Annotated in this window: 16 protein-coding genes and 1 pseudogene; 8 read left to right on the top strand and 9 right to left on the bottom strand. The window is 65.2% G+C overall.

Annotated features, from left to right (window positions below; all coding sequences use genetic code 11):
* Nucleotides 1-321: pseudogene (locus ACE039_RS10840) on the bottom strand (ATPase); the annotation flags it as partial.
* Nucleotides 321-1,022, bottom strand: a complete 702-nt coding sequence (locus ACE039_RS10845; protein ID WP_006226445.1) for a response regulator — start codon at nucleotides 1,020-1,022, stop codon at nucleotides 321-323. The gene ACE039_RS10845 and the pseudogene ACE039_RS10840, both read right to left, overlap by 1 nt.
* 219 nt (nucleotides 1,023-1,241) lie before the next feature.
* Here ACE039_RS10845 and ACE039_RS10850 point away from each other — a divergent pair, with 219 nt between their 5' ends.
* Both ACE039_RS10850 and recQ read left to right on the top strand, forming a co-directional pair.
* Nucleotides 1,242-2,567 carry a fimbrial protein gene (locus ACE039_RS10850; RefSeq protein ID WP_485822355.1) on the top strand — a complete coding sequence of 442 codons (1,326 nt, stop codon included), beginning with the start codon at nucleotides 1,242-1,244 and terminating at the stop codon, nucleotides 2,565-2,567.
* Between the two features lie 93 nt (nucleotides 2,568-2,660).
* Nucleotides 2,661-4,490 carry a DNA helicase RecQ gene (gene recQ / locus ACE039_RS10855; RefSeq protein WP_105555361.1) on the top strand — a complete coding sequence of 610 codons (1,830 nt, stop codon included), beginning with the start codon at nucleotides 2,661-2,663 and terminating at the stop codon, nucleotides 4,488-4,490.
* A gap of 20 nt (nucleotides 4,491-4,510) precedes the next feature.
* Here the strand turns inward: recQ and ACE039_RS10860 are convergent, their stop codons facing one another.
* Nucleotides 4,511-5,566: a cytochrome d ubiquinol oxidase subunit II gene (locus tag ACE039_RS10860; protein WP_105555362.1), complete on the bottom strand. Its 1,056-nt coding sequence runs from the start codon at nucleotides 5,564-5,566 to the stop codon at nucleotides 4,511-4,513.
* On the bottom strand, nucleotides 5,563-6,906 hold the full coding sequence (locus ACE039_RS10865; protein ID WP_448709206.1) for a cytochrome ubiquinol oxidase subunit I: 1,344 nt from the start codon (nucleotides 6,904-6,906) through the stop codon (nucleotides 5,563-5,565). Before ACE039_RS10865 ends, ACE039_RS10860 begins: the two co-directional genes overlap by 4 nt.
* A 136-nt stretch (nucleotides 6,907-7,042) precedes the next feature.
* On the opposite strand from ACE039_RS10865, the gene ACE039_RS10870 reads away from it, so the two are divergent.
* From ACE039_RS10870 to minE, 4 genes are all read left to right on the top strand, one after another.
* Nucleotides 7,043-8,812 carry a glutamine--tRNA ligase/YqeY domain fusion protein gene (locus ACE039_RS10870; protein ID WP_105555364.1) on the top strand — a complete coding sequence of 590 codons (1,770 nt, stop codon included), beginning with the start codon at nucleotides 7,043-7,045 and terminating at the stop codon, nucleotides 8,810-8,812.
* A gap of 160 nt (nucleotides 8,813-8,972) precedes the next feature.
* Nucleotides 8,973-9,869 (top strand): septum site-determining protein MinC, encoded by an 897-nt coding sequence (gene minC, locus ACE039_RS10875; protein WP_485822356.1) that lies wholly within the window; start codon nucleotides 8,973-8,975, stop codon nucleotides 9,867-9,869.
* 110 nt (nucleotides 9,870-9,979) lie between these two features.
* A complete protein-coding gene (minD, locus tag ACE039_RS10880) occupies nucleotides 9,980-10,795 on the top strand; it encodes a septum site-determining protein MinD (RefSeq protein WP_105555581.1) in 816 nt (271 codons plus the stop codon).
* A gap of 3 nt (nucleotides 10,796-10,798) precedes the next feature.
* Nucleotides 10,799-11,059, top strand: a complete 261-nt coding sequence (gene minE, locus ACE039_RS10885) for a cell division topological specificity factor MinE (RefSeq protein WP_006226437.1) — start codon at nucleotides 10,799-10,801, stop codon at nucleotides 11,057-11,059.
* Nucleotides 11,060-11,151: 92 nt separating this feature from the next.
* Here minE and ACE039_RS10890 read toward each other — a convergent pair whose 3' ends face one another.
* From ACE039_RS10890 to ACE039_RS10910, 5 genes are all read right to left on the bottom strand, one after another.
* A complete protein-coding gene (locus ACE039_RS10890; protein ID WP_006226436.1) occupies nucleotides 11,152-11,376 on the bottom strand; it encodes a glycine zipper 2TM domain-containing protein in 225 nt (74 codons plus the stop codon).
* 190 nt (nucleotides 11,377-11,566) lie between these two features.
* Complete coding sequence (locus ACE039_RS10895) at nucleotides 11,567-12,100, bottom strand: isochorismatase family protein (protein WP_448709663.1); 534 nt, start codon at nucleotides 12,098-12,100, stop codon at nucleotides 11,567-11,569.
* 74 nt (nucleotides 12,101-12,174) lie between these two features.
* The gene (locus tag ACE039_RS10900; RefSeq protein WP_485822357.1) at nucleotides 12,175-12,534 is read right to left on the bottom strand and encodes a type II toxin-antitoxin system VapC family toxin; all 360 of its coding nucleotides are present in this window, start codon (nucleotides 12,532-12,534) and stop codon (nucleotides 12,175-12,177) included.
* Between the two features lie 84 nt (nucleotides 12,535-12,618).
* Nucleotides 12,619-14,292, bottom strand: coding sequence for an energy-dependent translational throttle protein EttA (ettA, locus tag ACE039_RS10905; RefSeq protein ID WP_169274244.1), 1,674 nt, complete (start codon nucleotides 14,290-14,292; stop codon nucleotides 12,619-12,621).
* A gap of 85 nt (nucleotides 14,293-14,377) precedes the next feature.
* Nucleotides 14,378-15,301: a DMT family transporter gene (locus ACE039_RS10910; RefSeq protein WP_485822358.1), complete on the bottom strand. Its 924-nt coding sequence runs from the start codon at nucleotides 15,299-15,301 to the stop codon at nucleotides 14,378-14,380.
* A gap of 98 nt (nucleotides 15,302-15,399) precedes the next feature.
* Between ACE039_RS10910 and ACE039_RS10915 the strand changes: the two genes are divergently transcribed.
* Nucleotides 15,400-16,191 carry an AraC family transcriptional regulator gene (locus ACE039_RS10915; protein WP_485822359.1) on the top strand — a complete coding sequence of 264 codons (792 nt, stop codon included), beginning with the start codon at nucleotides 15,400-15,402 and terminating at the stop codon, nucleotides 16,189-16,191.
* A gap of 124 nt (nucleotides 16,192-16,315) precedes the next feature.
* Nucleotides 16,316-16,831, top strand: coding sequence for a hypothetical protein (locus tag ACE039_RS10920; RefSeq protein ID WP_485822360.1), 516 nt, complete (start codon nucleotides 16,316-16,318; stop codon nucleotides 16,829-16,831).
* The last annotated feature ends 214 nt before the right edge of the window (nucleotides 16,832-17,045 follow it).

Raw genomic sequence — 17,045 nt, forward strand, 5'->3', positions numbered from 1 at the left:
GCGCGGGGGGGGGCGGCGGCCGTTGAACCGTTGCAGCTTGGCTTCGGCCGGCAGCACGCGCGACCATAGCCGCCATTGGTTCTGCGACGCCGTGCGCACGAATTCGGCGCGGTCTTCGGCGGGAACCTCGGACACGGCGGCGCGCAGGGTACGGATCGTGGTGACGATGTAGCCGATCGCCACGTCTTCCATGAACTTGTGCCGGAAGTACGACACCGTCACCAGCGTGGCCGCCTGCGTCAGCAGCACGGAACCCAGGATCAACAGGATCAGGCGCGCCCGCAGCGAACGCGGCACCAGGAAACCGAGGGAAAAGCGCATCAGGGCGAAAACCGGTAGCCAATGCCCCAGACGGTCTGGATCCAGCGCGGCTGCTTGGGATCGTCTTCGATGACGCGGCGCAGGCGCAGGATGGCGATGTCGATGGCGCGGTCGTTGCGTTCGCCGGCGTCGTCGTCGCGGGCCAGCGCCAGAAGACGCTCGCGCGACAGCGGCTTGCCGGCGTTGCGCACCAGGGCTTCAAGCAGGTTGATTTCGCCCCCGGTCAACTTCACCACGGTGCCTTCGCGCGACAACTGGCGCGAGGACGGATCGAACAGGAAGGGGCCGAACGTGACCGGCGCGTCCTTGGTCAGCGCCGATGGGCCGCGCTTGCGACGCAGCACGGCCTCGATGCGGGCCAGCAGTTCGCGCGGATCGAATGGTTTGCCGACATAGTCGTCGGCGCCGGCTTCCAGGCCGATGATGCGGTCCACGGCTTCGTCGCGGGCGGTCAGGAGGATGACGGGGATGTCCTCGCCTTGTTCACGCAAGCGGCGGCAAGCGTCGGCGCCGTCGCCGCCGGGCAACATGCGGTCCAGCACGAGCAGATCGGGCGCGTAGCGGGTGATGCGGGACGACAGATCGGTCGCGTCCGGCGCCAGCAAGGTGTCGTAGCCGTGGCGATTCAGGTAGTCGGCCAGCAGTTGCCGTAACGCCGGATCGTCGTCGACGACCAGCAGCTTGGTGTGAGGATTGTCCATGGATGCCATAGTGAGGCGCGCCGCGTCTGGCCGCAAGAGGGAAGAAATCAACTGAAATACACCTGTTGCACGATGTACGCCGTGTTTGCCGGCGCGTTGCCGGAAACACGCGGCGCGTCATGGAGTGGCCCTAAAATAGACCGACTGGCCTTGCCGCTCGTCCGGTTTCCTAAAAATCGTTTACAGCTACGGCGGCATCCCCTCTCTACACTGGTCCGTATGGTTGCCCCTTCACTCTGGCGCAGACGGCTGTTGCACGCGGCGCTGGCCGCAGGTTTATCCTGCCCGTTGGCTTCCGCGCTTGGCGACACTCCCATTGCGTCCCCTGATTTCGCGTCGCCGCCTTCCCAGGTGGCGCCGGTACGCATGGCGCGCGGCATCGGGGTTTTGTCCCCGGTTCAGCCTATCCCAGTGCGGCCCGCGCCTTCGATGGAAGCCCGGGCGATGCCGCTGGATCCGTCCCCGTGCGACCTGCAAGTGGCGGAACCGGCCATGGACACCAGCGTGCAGGGCGGAGGCGACAGCGATGAGGGACTGATTCCCGGGATCGGCGCCTCGCTGTCGGGCGCGGCCGACGCGTCGCCCCTGGGCTGCGAACAGACCGCCGCCCCGGCCGAGGAAACCACGCCCGACTACGCCTTCGCGCTGGAAGACGGGGATCTGCCCCGTGTGCCGGTCGTGGTGATCTCGGGCGTTTCACGTCCCAGCCGTCCTTGGTTCGCCTCCGTCAGCGGCCAGGACGGCCTGCGTTACGGCGGCGACCGCAATTGGGTGTACCGCAACACCGCCGGGCCGTCCGTCACCGTGGGCAACATCAACGCCAATGCCCCCGCCTGGGGCAGCAGCGCGCCAGTGGGCGGCTTGCAAATCGCAAACTGGGCCGGCGCTTCCGCGACCGTGCCCGAGGGCAGCTTCGGCTATTCCTCGTCGCTGGGCAAACTGAACCGCATGGACCCCACTGCCAGTTCGGGCGCCGTGGACTATGGCGCGTCGGTTGGCAGCGGCAGCGTGCGCTATGGGCTGACGCCCGCCCTGACGCTGGAAGGCCAGATGCAGAGCGCGCCGTCGCTGACGACCCGCGGCATGGGCACCACCTACGCCGCAGGCGAATACGGCACCTTCCAGGCCGGCGCCACGCAAAGCTCGTTCGACGCTGCCAACGCCTGGCGCTACCGCTTCGGCTATAGCGTAGACGTGGCCGATGCCGTCAACCTGGGCTACACGAACGAACAGACCGGGGCCGGATTCGGCGACCTGTCCAACTATTCCGGCGGCGTGGCGTCGTCCCCGCAGTCGCGCAATACCTTCACGGCGGGCGTGCCCATCACGGGCTGGGGCACGCTCAGCGGCACGTATTCCGGGCTGCATGAAGGGTCGACGCTGGCCGAGCAGCGCGTGGGACTGACGCACAGCATGTTCGTCGCCCCTAAAGTGAAGCTGGCGGTGGGGGCCGACCGCGACATCATTTCGGGCAACTACGAATGGCGCGCGAACCTGAGCATGCCGGTGGACACCTTCATGCGTGGCACCTGGTTCAGTTGGTAGCCGGCCCGCCGGACGGACGGAAATATCCCCTTAAAGGGGGCGGTCCGAAATTGCGGCTTAAAATCCCTGCCATGATGCTCCCGGCCTACCCCCATGTCTGACGCGCGCGCCCTCGGCGTATTGCAGCGCGTTTTCGGTTACGAATCCTTCCGCGGCGACCAGCAAGCCATTGTCGAACAAGTGATCGACGGCGGCGACGCGCTGGTCCTGATGCCCACCGGCGGCGGGAAATCGCTCTGTTACCAGATTCCCTCGCTGGTCCGTGAAGGCACCGGCATCGTCGTGTCGCCCCTGATCGCGCTGATGCAGGATCAGGTCGACGCCCTGACCGAACTGGGCGTGCGCGCGGCCTTCCTGAACTCCACGCAGGAATGGCGCGTGGCCCGCGACGTCGAACAGGCGTTCCTGGCCGGCGAACTGGACTTGCTGTATGTCGCCCCCGAACGGCTTCTGACCGACCGCTGCCTGCAACTGCTGGAACGCGGCCGCATCGCGCTGTTCGCCATCGACGAGGCGCATTGCGTGTCCCAATGGGGGCACGACTTCCGGCCGGAATACCTGGGCCTGTCGATGCTGCACGAACGTTGGCCTGACGTGCCGCGCATCGCGCTGACGGCTACGGCCACCGCCGACACGCGCACCGAAATCGCCCAGCGCCTGTCGCTGGACGACGCCCGCCATTTCGTTTCCAGCTTCGACCGCCCCAACATCCGCTACCGCATCGTCGAAAAGAACGAGGTGCGCAAGCAGTTGCTGGACATGATCCGCACGGAACACGACGGCGAGTCCGGCGTGGTGTATGGCCTGTCGCGGGCGCGCGTGGAGGAAACCGCCGAATTCCTGTGCAACCAGGGCATCGACGCCATGCCGTACCACGCCGGGCTCAGCCCGCAGGTGCGCGCCGCCAACCAGTCCCGGTTCCTGCGGGAAGACGGCGTGGTCATGGTGGCCACCATCGCCTTCGGCATGGGCATCGACAAGCCTGATGTGCGCTTCGTGGCTCACATCGACCTGCCCAAATCCGTTGAAGGCTACTACCAGGAAACCGGCCGCGCCGGCCGCGATGGCCTGCCCGCCACCGCCTGGCTGGCCTATGGCCTGCAAGACGTGGTGCAGCAGCGCCGCATGATCGACGAATCGCCCGGCGACGAGTCCTACCGCCGCCGTCTGGGGCAGCAGCTGGACGCCATGCTGGGGCTATGCGAAACCGTGGAATGCCGCCGCGTGCGGTTGCTGGCGTATTTTGGCCAGCAGATCACGGCCTGCGGCAATTGCGACGTGTGCCTGGAACCGCCGCAAGCCTGGGACGGCACGGTCGCTGCGCAGAAAGTGCTGTCGGCCGTCTATCGCCTGTGGAAAGAACGGGGCCAGCGTTACGGCGCGGGCCACATCATCGACATCCTGCGCGGCAAGGTCACCGACCGCACCAAGCAGCATGGCCATGAAACGCTAAGCGTGTTCGGCGTGGGCGAAGACCTGAGCGATACGGCGTGGCGCGGCGTGCTGCGCCAGTTGTTGGCGCAGGGTCTGCTGACGGTGGACAACGAAGGGTTCGGCACGCTGGCCCTGACCGAAGGCAGCCGCGCGGTGCTCAAGGGCGAACGCCAGTTGATGCTGCGGCGCGAATCCGAAAAGAAGACCCGGTCGGGCAAAACCAGCAGCGGCCGCCCCAAGGCTGCCACGATCGACCTGCCGGCCGAACTGCAACCCGTTTTCGAGGCGCTGCGCGCCTGGCGCGGCGAAGTGGCAAAAAGCCACGGCGTGCCGGCCTACGTCATCTTCCATGACGCCACGCTGCGAGAAATCGCCCTGGCGCAACCCGACTCCATGGATGCGCTCAGCCACATCAGTGGCGTGGGCGCGCGCAAGCTCGAAGCCTACGGCGAAGAAATCCTGCAGCGCGTGGCCAAGCCGGTGCTGTAACACCCGGCCCGTTGCCGCCGTCAATACGACGGCGGCGGCAAGAGCGGCACCGGCGCGCGCTCTTTTCCAAAGACCGACCGGTACGCCAGGATGTTGAACACCAGCACCACCGGTATCCCCACGACCGCGCCGGCCATGACCAGGCGCATCGAACCCAGCGCGCCCGCGCCGTCCCACAAGGTCATGTCGTCCAGGATGAGGTAAGGGAACAGGCTGTACGCCAAGCCGCTCAGCATCAGCAGGAACAACGCGACGCAGAGCACGAACGGCAACCAGCTGAAACGGTCGGCGCGGCCGGGCAGGCGGGCCAGCAGCATCTCGGCCGCCACATACGCCGCCAGCATCAGCACCCATACCGTGGCGGCCAGACTCAGGTGCGCGATGTTGCTCCATTTATAGAAAATGCCCGCGTTGGCCAGCCCCAGCGTCACCGCGATGGCCACCATGCCCACGGCCGTCCAGCGGATGGCGTGGCGCGCCCACGCGGCGGCGCGGCGCTGCAGATCGCCATCCACCCGCATGACCAGCCAGGAGGCGCCCAGCAGCACGTAAGCCGCCACGGCGCACAGGCCCACGAACATCGCGAACCAGCCGTAGCCGGCGTCGGACTGATAGCCCGTGGCGATCCGGCCCAGCAGCATGCCCTGGCCGAAGGCCGTGATGATCGAGCCCGCCCAGAAGCCGAATATCCAGCGCGGCTTCATCTCGTTGCGCGCACGGATGCGGAATTCGAACGACACGCTGCGCAGCATCACCCCCAGCACCATGCAGGTAAGCGGGCCATAGAGTTTGCCCAGCACCGCCCCCCATGCGAACGGGAACGCCGACGCGAACAAACCCATGCCCAACAGCAACCAGAATTCGTTGGCGTCGCGCCACGGGCTCAAGAGCGACATCATGCGGCCGCGCTCGTGTTCGGGCGCCAATTGCAGCAGGATGCCCACGCCTAGGTCGAAGCCGTCCAGAACCATGCCCGCGGCGATCACCACGAACAGCAGCCCCATGAAGGCAAGCGGCATCCAGAAGGAGGGGTCTTCAGGGCTCAGGCCCTGCGAAGCGGCCAGCATGGCGATCATGGCGAGCCTCCGCCCAGTTTGCGCACGGGCACGACGCCGTAGCGTGCCGCGTGGAACAGCATGGCGGCGAACGCGGCCAGCAGCAAGGCATAGAGCAGGCCATAGCCCACCAGCCCGTAGAGGACGGTGCTGGAGGCCGTCTGGCCCAGCACTTCAGATTGCGTGATGGTGCCGTTGACGGCAAAGGGCTGCATGCCAATGATGGACACCCACCAGCCGGCCACCACCGCGATACCGCCCGAGAACATCATGCCGCACAGCACGCGTTGCCACCAGACCGGCAACGTGGACGGGTCCAGCCCGCGGCGGAACGTCCACAGGAACGTCACGCAGGCCACGGCGAGCATCAGCAAGCCCAGGCCCACGGCCACCCGCAGCGACCAGAAGGTCAGCGCGACCGGCGGCAACATGCCGGAATACTTGTCCAGGCCTTGATAGGTACCGTCCGCATTGCGGTGCAGCCACATGCCGCCAGCGTTGCGGATGGTCACGTCCGACAGGTTGGCATGCGTGCGCGCGTCCGGCCATCCGAAAATCACCAGTTGGGGCTCGGCGCCGCTTTCCCAGAAGCCGGCGGCGGCAGCCGCCTTGGCGGGCTGCAGCTTGGCCACCATCTGGCCGGCGCCCGTGGCCACCGGCACCTGCAGGAAAGCCGCGACCACTGCGATCACCAGGCCGGTCTTGAACGTATTGCGTTCGCCATCGCCCAGCGGCCGGCGCAGCGCCTGCAAGGCGGAGACGCCCATCATCAGGAACGAGGCGGTCAACGCCGCGCCCACGACCACGACGGCCATGCGCCAGCCGACCGAGGGATTCAGCACCACGGCCGCCCAGTCGTAGACCTGGTAGCGGCCATCGACCAGGATGGCGCCGTCGGGCGTCTGCATCCAGGACTGCAAGGCCAGCACCCAGAACACCGCCACCAGCTGGCCCACGGCCACCATCAGCACCGCCAGCGTATGCGCGCCATCGGACACCCGGCGCTGGCCGAACAACATGACGCCCAGGAAGCACGACTTCAGTATGAAGACGGACAGGATGCCGTAGCCCAACAAGGGGCCGGCGACATTGCCGATCTTGTCCATCAGGCCGGCCCACAGGCCGCCAATCTGGATCAGCACGGGCACGCTGGCGGCAAGCGTCAGCACGAAGGCCAGCGCGAATATGCGTACCCAGAAGCGGTAAGCGGCGGTCCAGCCGCCCCGGCCAGACCAGCGGGCGCGCACTTTGAAAAACAGCAGGACCCAGGCAAGCGCCAGCGAAACCGCCAGGAATAGCGCCAGAAAGCTCAGGCTGGCCACGAACTGCGCACGGGCCAGGGAAAGGGTGGATATATCCATAATGGCCCGTAGTGTAGAGCCAGTTACAAGACTGTGGGGACAGTTTGAAACCGGTTGCACAGGGTTCAAAAAGGCCCCTCGCGCGGAACGTGGCAAAATTGACGCTTTGTCGCCGCTTTTTCCTATTCTTTCAAGAATGACCTCCGCCACGACGCCGACCCCAGCTGCATCCAATTTCCTGCTCAACATCGTCCAGGACGACCTCGAAGCCAATCGCTTCCAGGGCAAACGTTGGGCGGGCAAGCCTGGCCCGGCCGCGGTGCAGCAACAGGGGGCCCCGGATCCGGCCCGCATCCGCACGCGCTTCCCGCCGGAGCCGAATGGCTACCTGCACATCGGCCACGCCAAGAGCATCTGCGTGAACTTCGGCCTGGCGCGCGATTTCGGCGGCGTCTGCCACCTGCGCTTCGACGACACCAATCCCGAAAAGGAAGACCAGGAATACGTCGACGCCATCATCGAGGCCGTTCGCTGGCTGGGCTTTGACTGGAAGGCCGACAACGGCCAGGAAAACCTGTACTTCGCCAGTGACTACTTCGGCTACATGTACGAATTCGCCGAGGCGCTGGTCGAAGCCGGCCACGCCTACGTCGACGAGCAAAGCCCCGAAGCCATCCGCGCCAACCGCGGCACGCTGACCGAACCCGGCATCGACTCGCCCTGGCGCAACCGCCCGGCTGCCGAGTCGGTCACGCTGCTGCGCGAAATGCGCGACGGCAAGCATCCGGACGGCAGCCTGGTGCTGCGCGCCAAGATCAACATGGCGTCGCCCAACATCAACCTGCGCGACCCGGTGATGTACCGCGTGCGCCATGCCACCCACCACCGCACGGGCAACCAATGGTGCATCTACCCGATGTACAGCTGGGCCCACCCGGTGGAAGACGCGCTGGAAGGCATCACGCACAGTGTCTGCACGCTGGAATTCGAAGATCAGCGCCCGTTCTACGACTGGATCCTGGCGCGCCTGGCCGAACTGGGCAAGCTGGCCCAGCCGTTGCCGCACCAATATGAATTCGCCCGCCTGAACCTGAGCTACGTCGTCACCAGCAAGCGCAAGCTGCTGCAACTGGTGCGCGAAGGCCACGTGGACGGCTGGGACGACCCCCGCATGCCGACCCTCTTCGGCCTGCGCCGCCGCGGCTACACGCCGGCCTCGATCCGCCTGTTCTGCGATCGCACGGCGGTATCCAAGTCCGATTCGCGCATCGACTACAGCCTGCTTGAGCAAGCCGTGCGCGACGACCTCGACCCCATCGCCGCGCGCTCGGTGGCCGTGCTGGACCCGATCAAGCTGGTCATCACGAACTACCCGGAAGGCCAGACCGAAATCTGCACCGCGCCCCGCAACCCGCACGATCCGGAAGCCGGCTTGCGCGAGTTCCCGCTGTCGCGCGAGCTCTGGATCGAACGCGACGACTTCCGCGAAGAAGCGCCGAAGAAGTACTTCCGCCTGTTCCCCGGCAACACCGTGCGCCTGAAGTACGGCTACGTCGTGCGTTGCACCGGCTTCACCAAGAACGAAGCCGGCGACGTCGTTGAAGTGCAGGCCGAGTACCTGCCGGAGACCCGTAGCGGCACGCCGGGCGCCGACAGCGTCAAGGTCAAGGGCAACATCACCTGGGTCAGCGCGGCCCACGCGGTGTCCGCGCAGATCCACCTGTACGACCGCCTGTTCGCCGACGCCCGCCCCGATGGCGGCGACAAGGACTTCCTGGCCTGCCTGAACCCGAACTCCAAGCAGACCGTCACGGCCTGGCTGGAACCCGGCACCGTTGCCACGCCGGGCGCCACCTGGCAGTTCGAGCGCCTGGGCTACTTCACGGCCGACCTGAAGGAATCCTCCGAAGCCGCGCCGGTGCTCAACCGCATCGTGACGCTGCGCGATTCGTGGGCGCAAGGCTGACCCGCCCGCGCGCATATCACGGGAAAAGGCGCCTTCGGGCGCCTTTTTCTTTCGTCTTCCCAACTGCGCACCCCGCCGCCCGGCGGGTTATCATCCCCGACATCCCGCAGCCGGTCGTGCGCGCCGTTTCCTGGCGCCCGGACCGCCAGCCACCATCAAGATGAATACTGAATCCCTAGCCCTGGACTTCAAAAGCGCCACCCTGTATGCCATCCGGGTGGTTCTGCACAGCGCAGACCCCGAACGCCTCATTGCCGCGCTGGCCAAGCGCATGGCCGACGCCGGCAGCTTCTTCGAGAACGAACCCGTCGTCATCGACGCCAGCCGCGTCGACGAGAAGATCGATTGGAAGGCCCTGGTAGCCGCGCTGCGCAGCCATAACCTGCCCCCGATCGGCGTCGTGGCCGAAGGCGCCAACCTGAAAGCCGCGCGCGAGGCCGGCCTGACGCCGGTGGAACTGTCCACCCCTGCCGCCCGTCCCGCCCCCATGGTCGACACCGCGCCGCCTAACGACGTGTCCACGCCCGTGCCCTCGGTGCCGGCCGCCGCCGTCGAGACCGCGCCCGCGCCGACGGACACGTCCGCCACCGATGCGCCCGCTGCGGAAGCGGCCGACGCCACGGACAAACCCGCCGCGGCCGCCTCCGGCGAACCCATGCCGGCGCGCGAAGCCAGCAGCACCACATCGGCGCCCGCCCCCACGCAAGCCGCACCGCACTCGTCGTCGGCCCTGGTCATTACCAAGCCGCTGCGCTCGGGCCAACGCGTCTATGCACGGCACACGGACCTGGTCGTGATCGGCATGGTCAGCCAGGGCGCGGAAGTCATCGCCGATGGCAACGTGCACGTCTACGGCCCCTTGCGCGGCAAAGCCATGGCCGGCGCACGCGGCGACACGTCGGCGCGCATCTTCACGACGCATCTGGACGCGGAGCTGCTTGCCGTGGCCGGCGTGTACCGCGTGGTGGAAGACAAGCTGGACCGCACGCTGCAAAACCAACCGGCGTTGATCCGCCTGGACGGCGATACGTTACGCATCGAAGCGCTGAAAGCCTGAATGGTTTTTGCGCCGCGAAGCGAACGTCTCAACACATTCTGTAAGAAGCCTTACATGGGCTTTTTGCTTTACGATAACGCGATTTATTCGAACATAAGGGTTTGATCGTCATGACACGCATTGTTGTGGTGACTTCCGGCAAAGGCGGCGTGGGTAAAACCACGACGAGCGCCAGTTTTTCCGCGGGCCTCGCGATGCGGGGCCACAAGACCGCTGTCATCGACTTCGATGTCGGCCTGCGCAATCTCGACCTCATCATGGGCTGCGAGCGTCGCGTGGTGTACGACTTCGTCAATGTGATCCAGGGCGAAGCCACCCTCAACCAGGCGCTGATCAAGGACAAGCAGCTTGAAAACCTGTTCATCCTGCCCGCCTCGCAAACGCGCGACAAAGACGCGCTGACGCAGGAAGGCGTGGAGAAGGTCATCAATGACCTGAAGGAAATGGGCTTCGAGTACATCGTCTGCGATTCGCCCGCCGGCATCGAGACGGGCGCGCTGATGGCCGCCTACTTCGCCGACGACGCGCTGGTCGTGACCAACCCGGAAGTCTCGTCGGTGCGCGACTCCGACCGCATCCTGGGCATCCTGGCAGCCAAGTCCAAGCGCGCAGTGGACGGCGGCGAGCCGGTCAAGGAATTCCTGCTGCTCACGCGCTACAACCCGAAGCGCGTCGTCGACGGCGAAATGCTGTCGCTGGGCGACATCGAAGACATCCTGCGCATCAAGCTGATCGGCGTCATCCCCGAATCGGAAGCGGTGCTGCAAGCGTCGAACCAGGGCCTGCCGGCCATTCACCTGAAAGAAACCGACGTCTCCGAGGCCTACAAGGACGTCGTGGCCCGTTATCTTGGCGAAGACAAGGCCCTGCGCTTTACCGACTACGAAAAGCCCGGTCTTCTGAAACGTCTGTTCGGAGGCAAGTAAGCAATGTCCTTCCTGTCGTTTCTGCTTGGTCAAAAGAAATCTTCCGCCTCCGTCGCCAAGGAAAGGTTGCAGATCATCCTGGCCCACGAGCGGGGCCGCGGCGACTCGCCCGATTACCTGCCGCAGCTGCAGCAGGAGCTTATCGCCGTGATTTCAAAATACGTGAAGATCAACCCCGAAGACATCAAGGTGCACCTGGAACGCCAGGACACGCTGGAGGTGTTGGAAGTGAAGATCGAGATGCCGCAAAACGAAGCGCCCTGATGCGGCGATGCGCGCCGGAGCATCCGGCGCGCATGCTTCGCAGTAAAAAAAACGCCTGGCATTGCCAGGCGTTTTGCTTTGGGCGCAGGGGCTTAGTGTTTGCCGACCTGATCGCCAATCACGCCACCGATCGCCGCTCCGCCCACCGTCCCGAGGACGCCGCCGTTGGTGATCACGGCGCCTGCGACACCGCCCAATGCGGCGCCGCCAACCGTGCTCTTCTGACGATGGCTCATGCCGTCCCACGACGAACAGCCCGCCATGGTGGCAGTCATTGCCAGTGCGACACAGATTTTGGAAAGAGATGCGATTTTCATGATGAGACTCCTATTCTTGTACCCCGGGGCCGCACCATGGACCTGATGCGAGCGCGCGGTCCCCTTATGGGTTTAGAAGTTTCAGGATCTCAAAATAACGGCCCGGGCGGTGTGAGGTTTGCCCAGGAATTGTGTCAAACGGCGAGTGAATCTTTGCACGTCCCAGGGACAGTGTTGCAGCCCGCTCCGGCTATTTGACCAGACGTAACACGTCGCGGAAGCGCGGATGCTCGCACGTCTCCATCCACTCGAAAATGGCCATTTCGGCGGTGACGATTTCGGCGCCATGCGCACGCGCGCGCCGCAACGCCGCGTGATGGTCCGAAGGCTTGCGCGACCCCGCCGCGTCCGACACCAGCACGGCCTTATAGCCCATGTCCGCCAGACCGATCACGGTTTGCAGCACGCAGATGTGCGCTTCGCACCCCGCCACCAGAATGGTCTTGCGCGCGGCCGGCAGCCACGCTTCGAAGCCCGGCTCACGCGCGGAAGAAAAGTGCATCTTCTGGAAAGTGGACTGCACGATGCCGCGCAGCGGATCCACGGTAACGCCCAGCATCTTGCTGTGATGCTCGGTGGCGATCACCGGTACATCAAGCAGCCGCGCGGCTTGCGCGAGCTTGTGCGTGGTGTGCAGCACGGCCTCGTTGTCGTGGATGACGGGCATCAGGCGGCCCTGCATGTCGACGATGAGGAAAGTGGAATCAGAGGCTTGCAGCAGCATCGGGGATCTCCGGAAAGCCGGCAACGAAATAGAGGAAACCGCAGCGCGGCGAAGCCAACGCCCGCCCGTGTTGCTCAATGATATCGCGGTGGCTCGACCGACAGATTCAGGGTCTTGGCGACGGACCGCAGCCGCTTGTCTTTGGTCCACAGCGAGGCACCGGGCGTCAGGCGGGTCGATGCAAGCAGATGCAGGTCGACGTAGCCGATGCCTTTTCCAAATAGCCGTTCGGCATGAAGAAAGTGTATTGCCTCGTCGTGGCTTGCTCGAACCGCTTGCGGCAATAGCGTCAGCGCGCTCAACACCATGTCACGCTTGGCCAGCGAACCGAGCGCCAACTCGCCCACTATGAACGGGTGCGTCAAGACGAGTTCATTGTGGAGCAATTGCTCAAGCCTGGGCTCGCTTGCTCCAAGGTGAATCAAAATTGACATCATATGATGCTATTTTTGACTCTATCACCGCGAAAAAAATCCCGGCGCATCGGCCGGGATTCTCGGACTGAATAGCCTGATCGCTTACTTCAGCGCCTTGTAGCGCAGGCGCTTGGGCTTGGCGCCCTCTTCGCCCAGGCGGCGCTTCTTGTCGGCTTCGTACTCTTGGTAGTTGCCGTCAAAGAACACGGCTTGCGAATCGCCTTCGAATGCCAGGATGTGGGTCGCGATGCGATCCAGGAACCAGCGATCGTGGCTGATGACCATGACGCTGCCGGGGAACTCCAGCAGGGCATCTTCCAGCGCGCGCAGGGTTTCCACGTCGAGGTCGTTGGACGGTTCGTCAAGCAGCAGCACGTTGCCGCCGGCGATCAGCGTCTTGGCCATGTGCAGGCGGCCGCGTTCGCCGCCGGACAACTGGCCCACGACCTTATTCTGATCGCCACCCTTGAAGTTGAAGCGACCCAGATAGGCACGCGACGACATTTCGAACTTGCCCACCGTGAGGATGTCGGCGCCGTCGGCCACCGCATCGAACACCGTCTTCTTGTCTTCCAGCGCATCGCGCGACTGGTCGACGTAGGCCAGCTTCACGGTCTGGCCGATGTTGACTTCGCCCGAATCCGGTTGCTCGCGGCCCGCGATCATGCGGAACAGCGTCGACTTACCGGCGCCGTTGGGGCCGATGATGCCGACGATGGCGCCCGGCGGCACCTTGAAGCTGAGGTTATCGATCAGCAGGCGATCGCCGTAGGCCTTGCTGACATTGTTGAATTCAATGGCCTCGTTGCCCAGGCGCTCACCCACGGGAATGAAGATTTCCTGGGTTTCGTTGCGCTTCTGGTATTCGTAGGACGACAGCTCTTCGAAGCGGGCCAGACGCGCCTTGGCCTTGGCCTGGCGGCCCTTCGGGTTCTGGCGCACCCACTCCAGTTCCTTCTTGATGGTCTTCTGGCGGGCGGATTCCGAAGACTCTTCCTGCTTCAGGCGGTCTTCCTTTTGTTCCAGCCACGAGCTGTAGTTGCCCTTCCAGGGAATGCCATAGCCGCGGTCCAGTTCCAGGATCCATTCGGCGGCGTTGTCCAGGAAGTAGCGATCGTGGGTCACGGCGACGACGGTGCCGGGGAACTTGTGCAGGAATTGCTCAAGCCACTCCACGCTTTCGGCGTCCAAGTGGTTGGTGGGCTCGTCCAGCAGCAGCATGTCGGGCTTGGACAGCAGCAGGCGGCACAGGGCCACGCGACGCTTTTCACCGCCGGACAAGTTGCCGACGATGGCGTCCCAGGGCGGCAGGCGCAGCGCGTCGGCGGCGATTTCCATCTGGTGTTCGATATCGTCCGAACCGCTGGAGGCAGCGGCGGCGATGATGGCTTCAAGTTCGGCCTGCTCGGCCGCCAGCGCGTCGAAGTCGGCGTCCGGTTCGGCGTACGCGGCGTAGACCTCGTCCAGGCGCTTCTTGGCGGTGACGACGGCGCCCAGGCCTTCTTCAACCGACTGGCGCACCGTGTGCTCGGGATTCAGTTGCGGTTCCTGCGGCAGGTAGCCGATGTTCAGGCCCGGCATGGGAATGGCTTCGCCTTCGATCTCTTTATCGACGCCCGCCATGATCTTCAGCAGCGTCGACTTGCCCGAGCCGTTCAGGCCCAGCACGCCGATCTTGGCGCCAGGAAAAAACGAAAGCGAGATGTCACGCAGGATCTGCCGCTTGGGCGGCACGATCTTGCCGACGCGGTTCATGGTGTAGACGTATTGGGCCATGGGCTCGTATAGGGAAAGAAAGCTGATGAACCATCGATTGTAGGCCGGAACCCTGACAGGTGTGCGTCAGGCAGCCACGCAACCCTCAACCCGCCGCTTTGCCCGGGCGCAGCCCCAGGCGCGGGGTCCGCATTTGCGCCAGCATCACGCCGGCCAACGCCATCGCGCCGCCCACGATATGAAAGACGTGAGGCTGTTCGTCCAGGAATACGGATGCGATCGCCACGGTGCCCACCGGCATCAGGTTCAGGAAGATACTGGCGCGGTTGGGGCCCAGGTGTTTCACGCCCTGCATCCACAGGAAAGGCGCAAACAGGGACGGGAAGATCGCGGCATACAGCACCAGCGGCACGTTCTCGGCATTCAGCGGCGACGGCGCGGCCATCAGGAAGGCCGGCAACTGGAACAGCACGCCGAACGCCACCTGCACATAGAGCGACTGCCACGGCCCCACCGGCAGGCCCCAACGGCGCAACAGGACGCCGTACAGCGCATAGGCCAGCGCAGCCAGTCCCATCAGCAGGTCGCCCGGATTCGCGCCCACCGAGAGCAGGCGGGCCGGGTCGCCTTCGCCAATCAGCAGCGCCAGCCCCGCCAGCGACACCAGGCCGCCCACTATCGCCATCAACGTGGGGCGCTGACGCAGCACCACTGTCCCCACCGCGATGGTCAGCAGCGGAATCATGGCCGTGATGATGCCCATGTTGGTCGCCGTGGTGCTGGACGCCGCCACATAGGCCAGCCCCTGGTACAGCGCCATCCCGAGTCCGCCCAGCACCGCGAACTTGGGCAGGTACGGCACGATCAGGCGGCGCTGCGCCCACACGCCCGGCAAGGCAAAAGGCGTCAGCACCGCGCCGGCGATCGCCCAGCGGTAGAAGCCGATGACGGCGGGCGAGATCACGCCAGCGGCCATCTTGGTCACGATCATGTTGACCGACCAGATCAAGGCCGCCAGCAACGGGAACAGCAGATAGCGGGCGGGAATGTGGGGGGTGTCGCGCGTCATGGACGAGTCTTGCAAGCTGGGAAACAGGCGGCCAGTGTAGGCCCTGTCCGAGACGACGTATATAATGAATATCAGACAAATCCGCACGAACTTCCGACATGGAACTTGCCGATACCGCGCCCATCCTGGCCGGCCACCTGCCGTATCCGCTGGCGTGCCGCATCTTGCACTTCACGCCGCATTCCAGCATGCAGCGCCATCGTTCACCGTGGGCCGAACTGAATTTCGCGCTGTCGGGCATCATGGAAATCGGCATCAACGGCGTCACCTACCTGTCGCCGCCGCAGTACGCCATCTGGATACCGCCGCAGGTAGAGCACTGCTGCCAGAACGAAGGCGAAGTGCATTACGCCTGCATCGACATCCCCGCCGAAGCCTGCGCCGGCCTGCCCGATACGCCCTGCACACTGGAAATCAGCGCCGTCACGCGCGCCATCCTTGCTGACTTCGAACGGCGCGACATCCGCTATCCGGCCACGCCGGAAGACCGGCGCCTGGCGCAGGTCGTCATCGACCAGCTCCGCCAGGCGCGCGCCTACGCCAGCTACCTGCCCTCAAGCACCAATCCGGTGCTTGCACCCATTCTGTCCGCCCTGCAGCGCAGTCCGGGCGACAAGCGAGGCGCCTCGCACTGGGCCGCCAGCGCCGGCATCACCGAGCGCACGCTGCTACGCCATTGCCAGCAACACCTGGGCATGTCGTTCAACGAATGGCGCCAGCGTCTGCGCGTGGTCTCGGCGCTGGGCATGCTGGGCGCGGGCCGCCCGGTGCAAGCCGTGGCGCGCGACCTGGGATACAGCACGCCGTCCGCCTTCATCGCGATGTTCCAGCGCCTGACCGGCGAATCCCCGGACAGCGCCCGCAAACGGAGCGCCCCGCCCCCCATCTAAGCGGGCAGTCACCGTCGTCATCCAAGCGTCCGATGCACTGCAACGCCGATCGCGCGACAATAACGCCTGACCTTATGTATCTTGCCGTGCCGTCGCGGCTTCATCGCGCCCAGGAATCTCCCTCATGTCCGCCTCTGCTACCCCTCCCCCCTCCGTGACCCACTTCAGCACATCCGAGCTGGACATGCTGGCCAAGACCGCCGATGCGCTCAGCGCCTATCTGGGCAAGCCCGTGCTGGCCGAAGTGATCCTGGGCGACGAAGGCACCGAATGGGTCACCTACGGTGTCCCGATGGACGAGAACGCCAAAGTCGAAGAAGACCAGACCCACGTCCAGCTCGGCGGCCCGGGCGCCCGCATCCTGGGCAACCGCGGCGGCCTGCCCCATGCCGACGACGACACCTACGATTGCCTGTACCTCTGGGCCGTCCAGATTTCCATGAATGAGGGCGAACGCTTCATCAAGCTGGACCACGACGGCGAAGAATCCGCCTGGTCCGACAATCTGGAAGACGTCCTGCCCTTCGCCCTGACGGAAGAACCGCAACCGGAGCCGGTCGAGGACGAAGAGGAAGACGACGACGAAGATGATGAAGACGACGACACGCCGTACGAGCGCGTGGAAGAGCCGCGTCATTGATTTGATGCTGGGCCACACGGCCAAGCACGCAACACCCAAAACAGCACACGCGCAACGCCACGCAAGCCACACTCAAACGCCAAAAAAGGCCGCCCGCGCGGCCGGCTTTGGCAGCCCCGCAACACCTTCCCCTCCCTTCCCCGCCGCGGGCCAGAACGCCAAGCACACCGCCCGCCCCGACGCCCGCCCGGTCATGCACCATGCGAGTCAGGGG

Source organism: Achromobacter maghribensis (assembly GCF_057334215.1).

What these genes read in the sequence shown, in the direction of transcription:
- ACE039_RS10845 (WP_006226445.1), bottom strand. Translation starts at nt 1,022, where the DNA reads ATGGACAATCCTCACACCAAGCTGCTGGTCGTCGACGACGATCCGGCG.
- ACE039_RS10850 (WP_485822355.1), top strand. Translation starts at nt 1,242, where the DNA reads ATGGTTGCCCCTTCACTCTGGCGCAGACGGCTGTTGCACGCGGCGCTG.
- recQ (WP_105555361.1), top strand. Translation starts at nt 2,661, where the DNA reads ATGTCTGACGCGCGCGCCCTCGGCGTATTGCAGCGCGTTTTCGGTTAC.
- ACE039_RS10860 (WP_105555362.1), bottom strand. Translation starts at nt 5,566, where the DNA reads ATGATCGCCATGCTGGCCGCTTCGCAGGGCCTGAGCCCTGAAGACCCC.
- ACE039_RS10865 (WP_448709206.1), bottom strand. Translation starts at nt 6,906, where the DNA reads ATGGATATATCCACCCTTTCCCTGGCCCGTGCGCAGTTCGTGGCCAGC.
- ACE039_RS10870 (WP_105555364.1), top strand. Translation starts at nt 7,043, where the DNA reads ATGACCTCCGCCACGACGCCGACCCCAGCTGCATCCAATTTCCTGCTC.
- minC (WP_485822356.1), top strand. Translation starts at nt 8,973, where the DNA reads ATGAATACTGAATCCCTAGCCCTGGACTTCAAAAGCGCCACCCTGTAT.
- minD (WP_105555581.1), top strand. Translation starts at nt 9,980, where the DNA reads ATGACACGCATTGTTGTGGTGACTTCCGGCAAAGGCGGCGTGGGTAAA.
- minE (WP_006226437.1), top strand. Translation starts at nt 10,799, where the DNA reads ATGTCCTTCCTGTCGTTTCTGCTTGGTCAAAAGAAATCTTCCGCCTCC.
- ACE039_RS10890 (WP_006226436.1), bottom strand. Translation starts at nt 11,376, where the DNA reads ATGAAAATCGCATCTCTTTCCAAAATCTGTGTCGCACTGGCAATGACT.
- ACE039_RS10895 (WP_448709663.1), bottom strand. Translation starts at nt 12,100, where the DNA reads ATGCTGCTGCAAGCCTCTGATTCCACTTTCCTCATCGTCGACATGCAG.
- ACE039_RS10900 (WP_485822357.1), bottom strand. Translation starts at nt 12,534, where the DNA reads ATGTCAATTTTGATTCACCTTGGAGCAAGCGAGCCCAGGCTTGAGCAA.
- ettA (WP_169274244.1), bottom strand. Translation starts at nt 14,292, where the DNA reads ATGGCCCAATACGTCTACACCATGAACCGCGTCGGCAAGATCGTGCCG.
- ACE039_RS10910 (WP_485822358.1), bottom strand. Translation starts at nt 15,301, where the DNA reads ATGACGCGCGACACCCCCCACATTCCCGCCCGCTATCTGCTGTTCCCG.
- ACE039_RS10915 (WP_485822359.1), top strand. Translation starts at nt 15,400, where the DNA reads ATGGAACTTGCCGATACCGCGCCCATCCTGGCCGGCCACCTGCCGTAT.
- ACE039_RS10920 (WP_485822360.1), top strand. Translation starts at nt 16,316, where the DNA reads ATGTCCGCCTCTGCTACCCCTCCCCCCTCCGTGACCCACTTCAGCACA.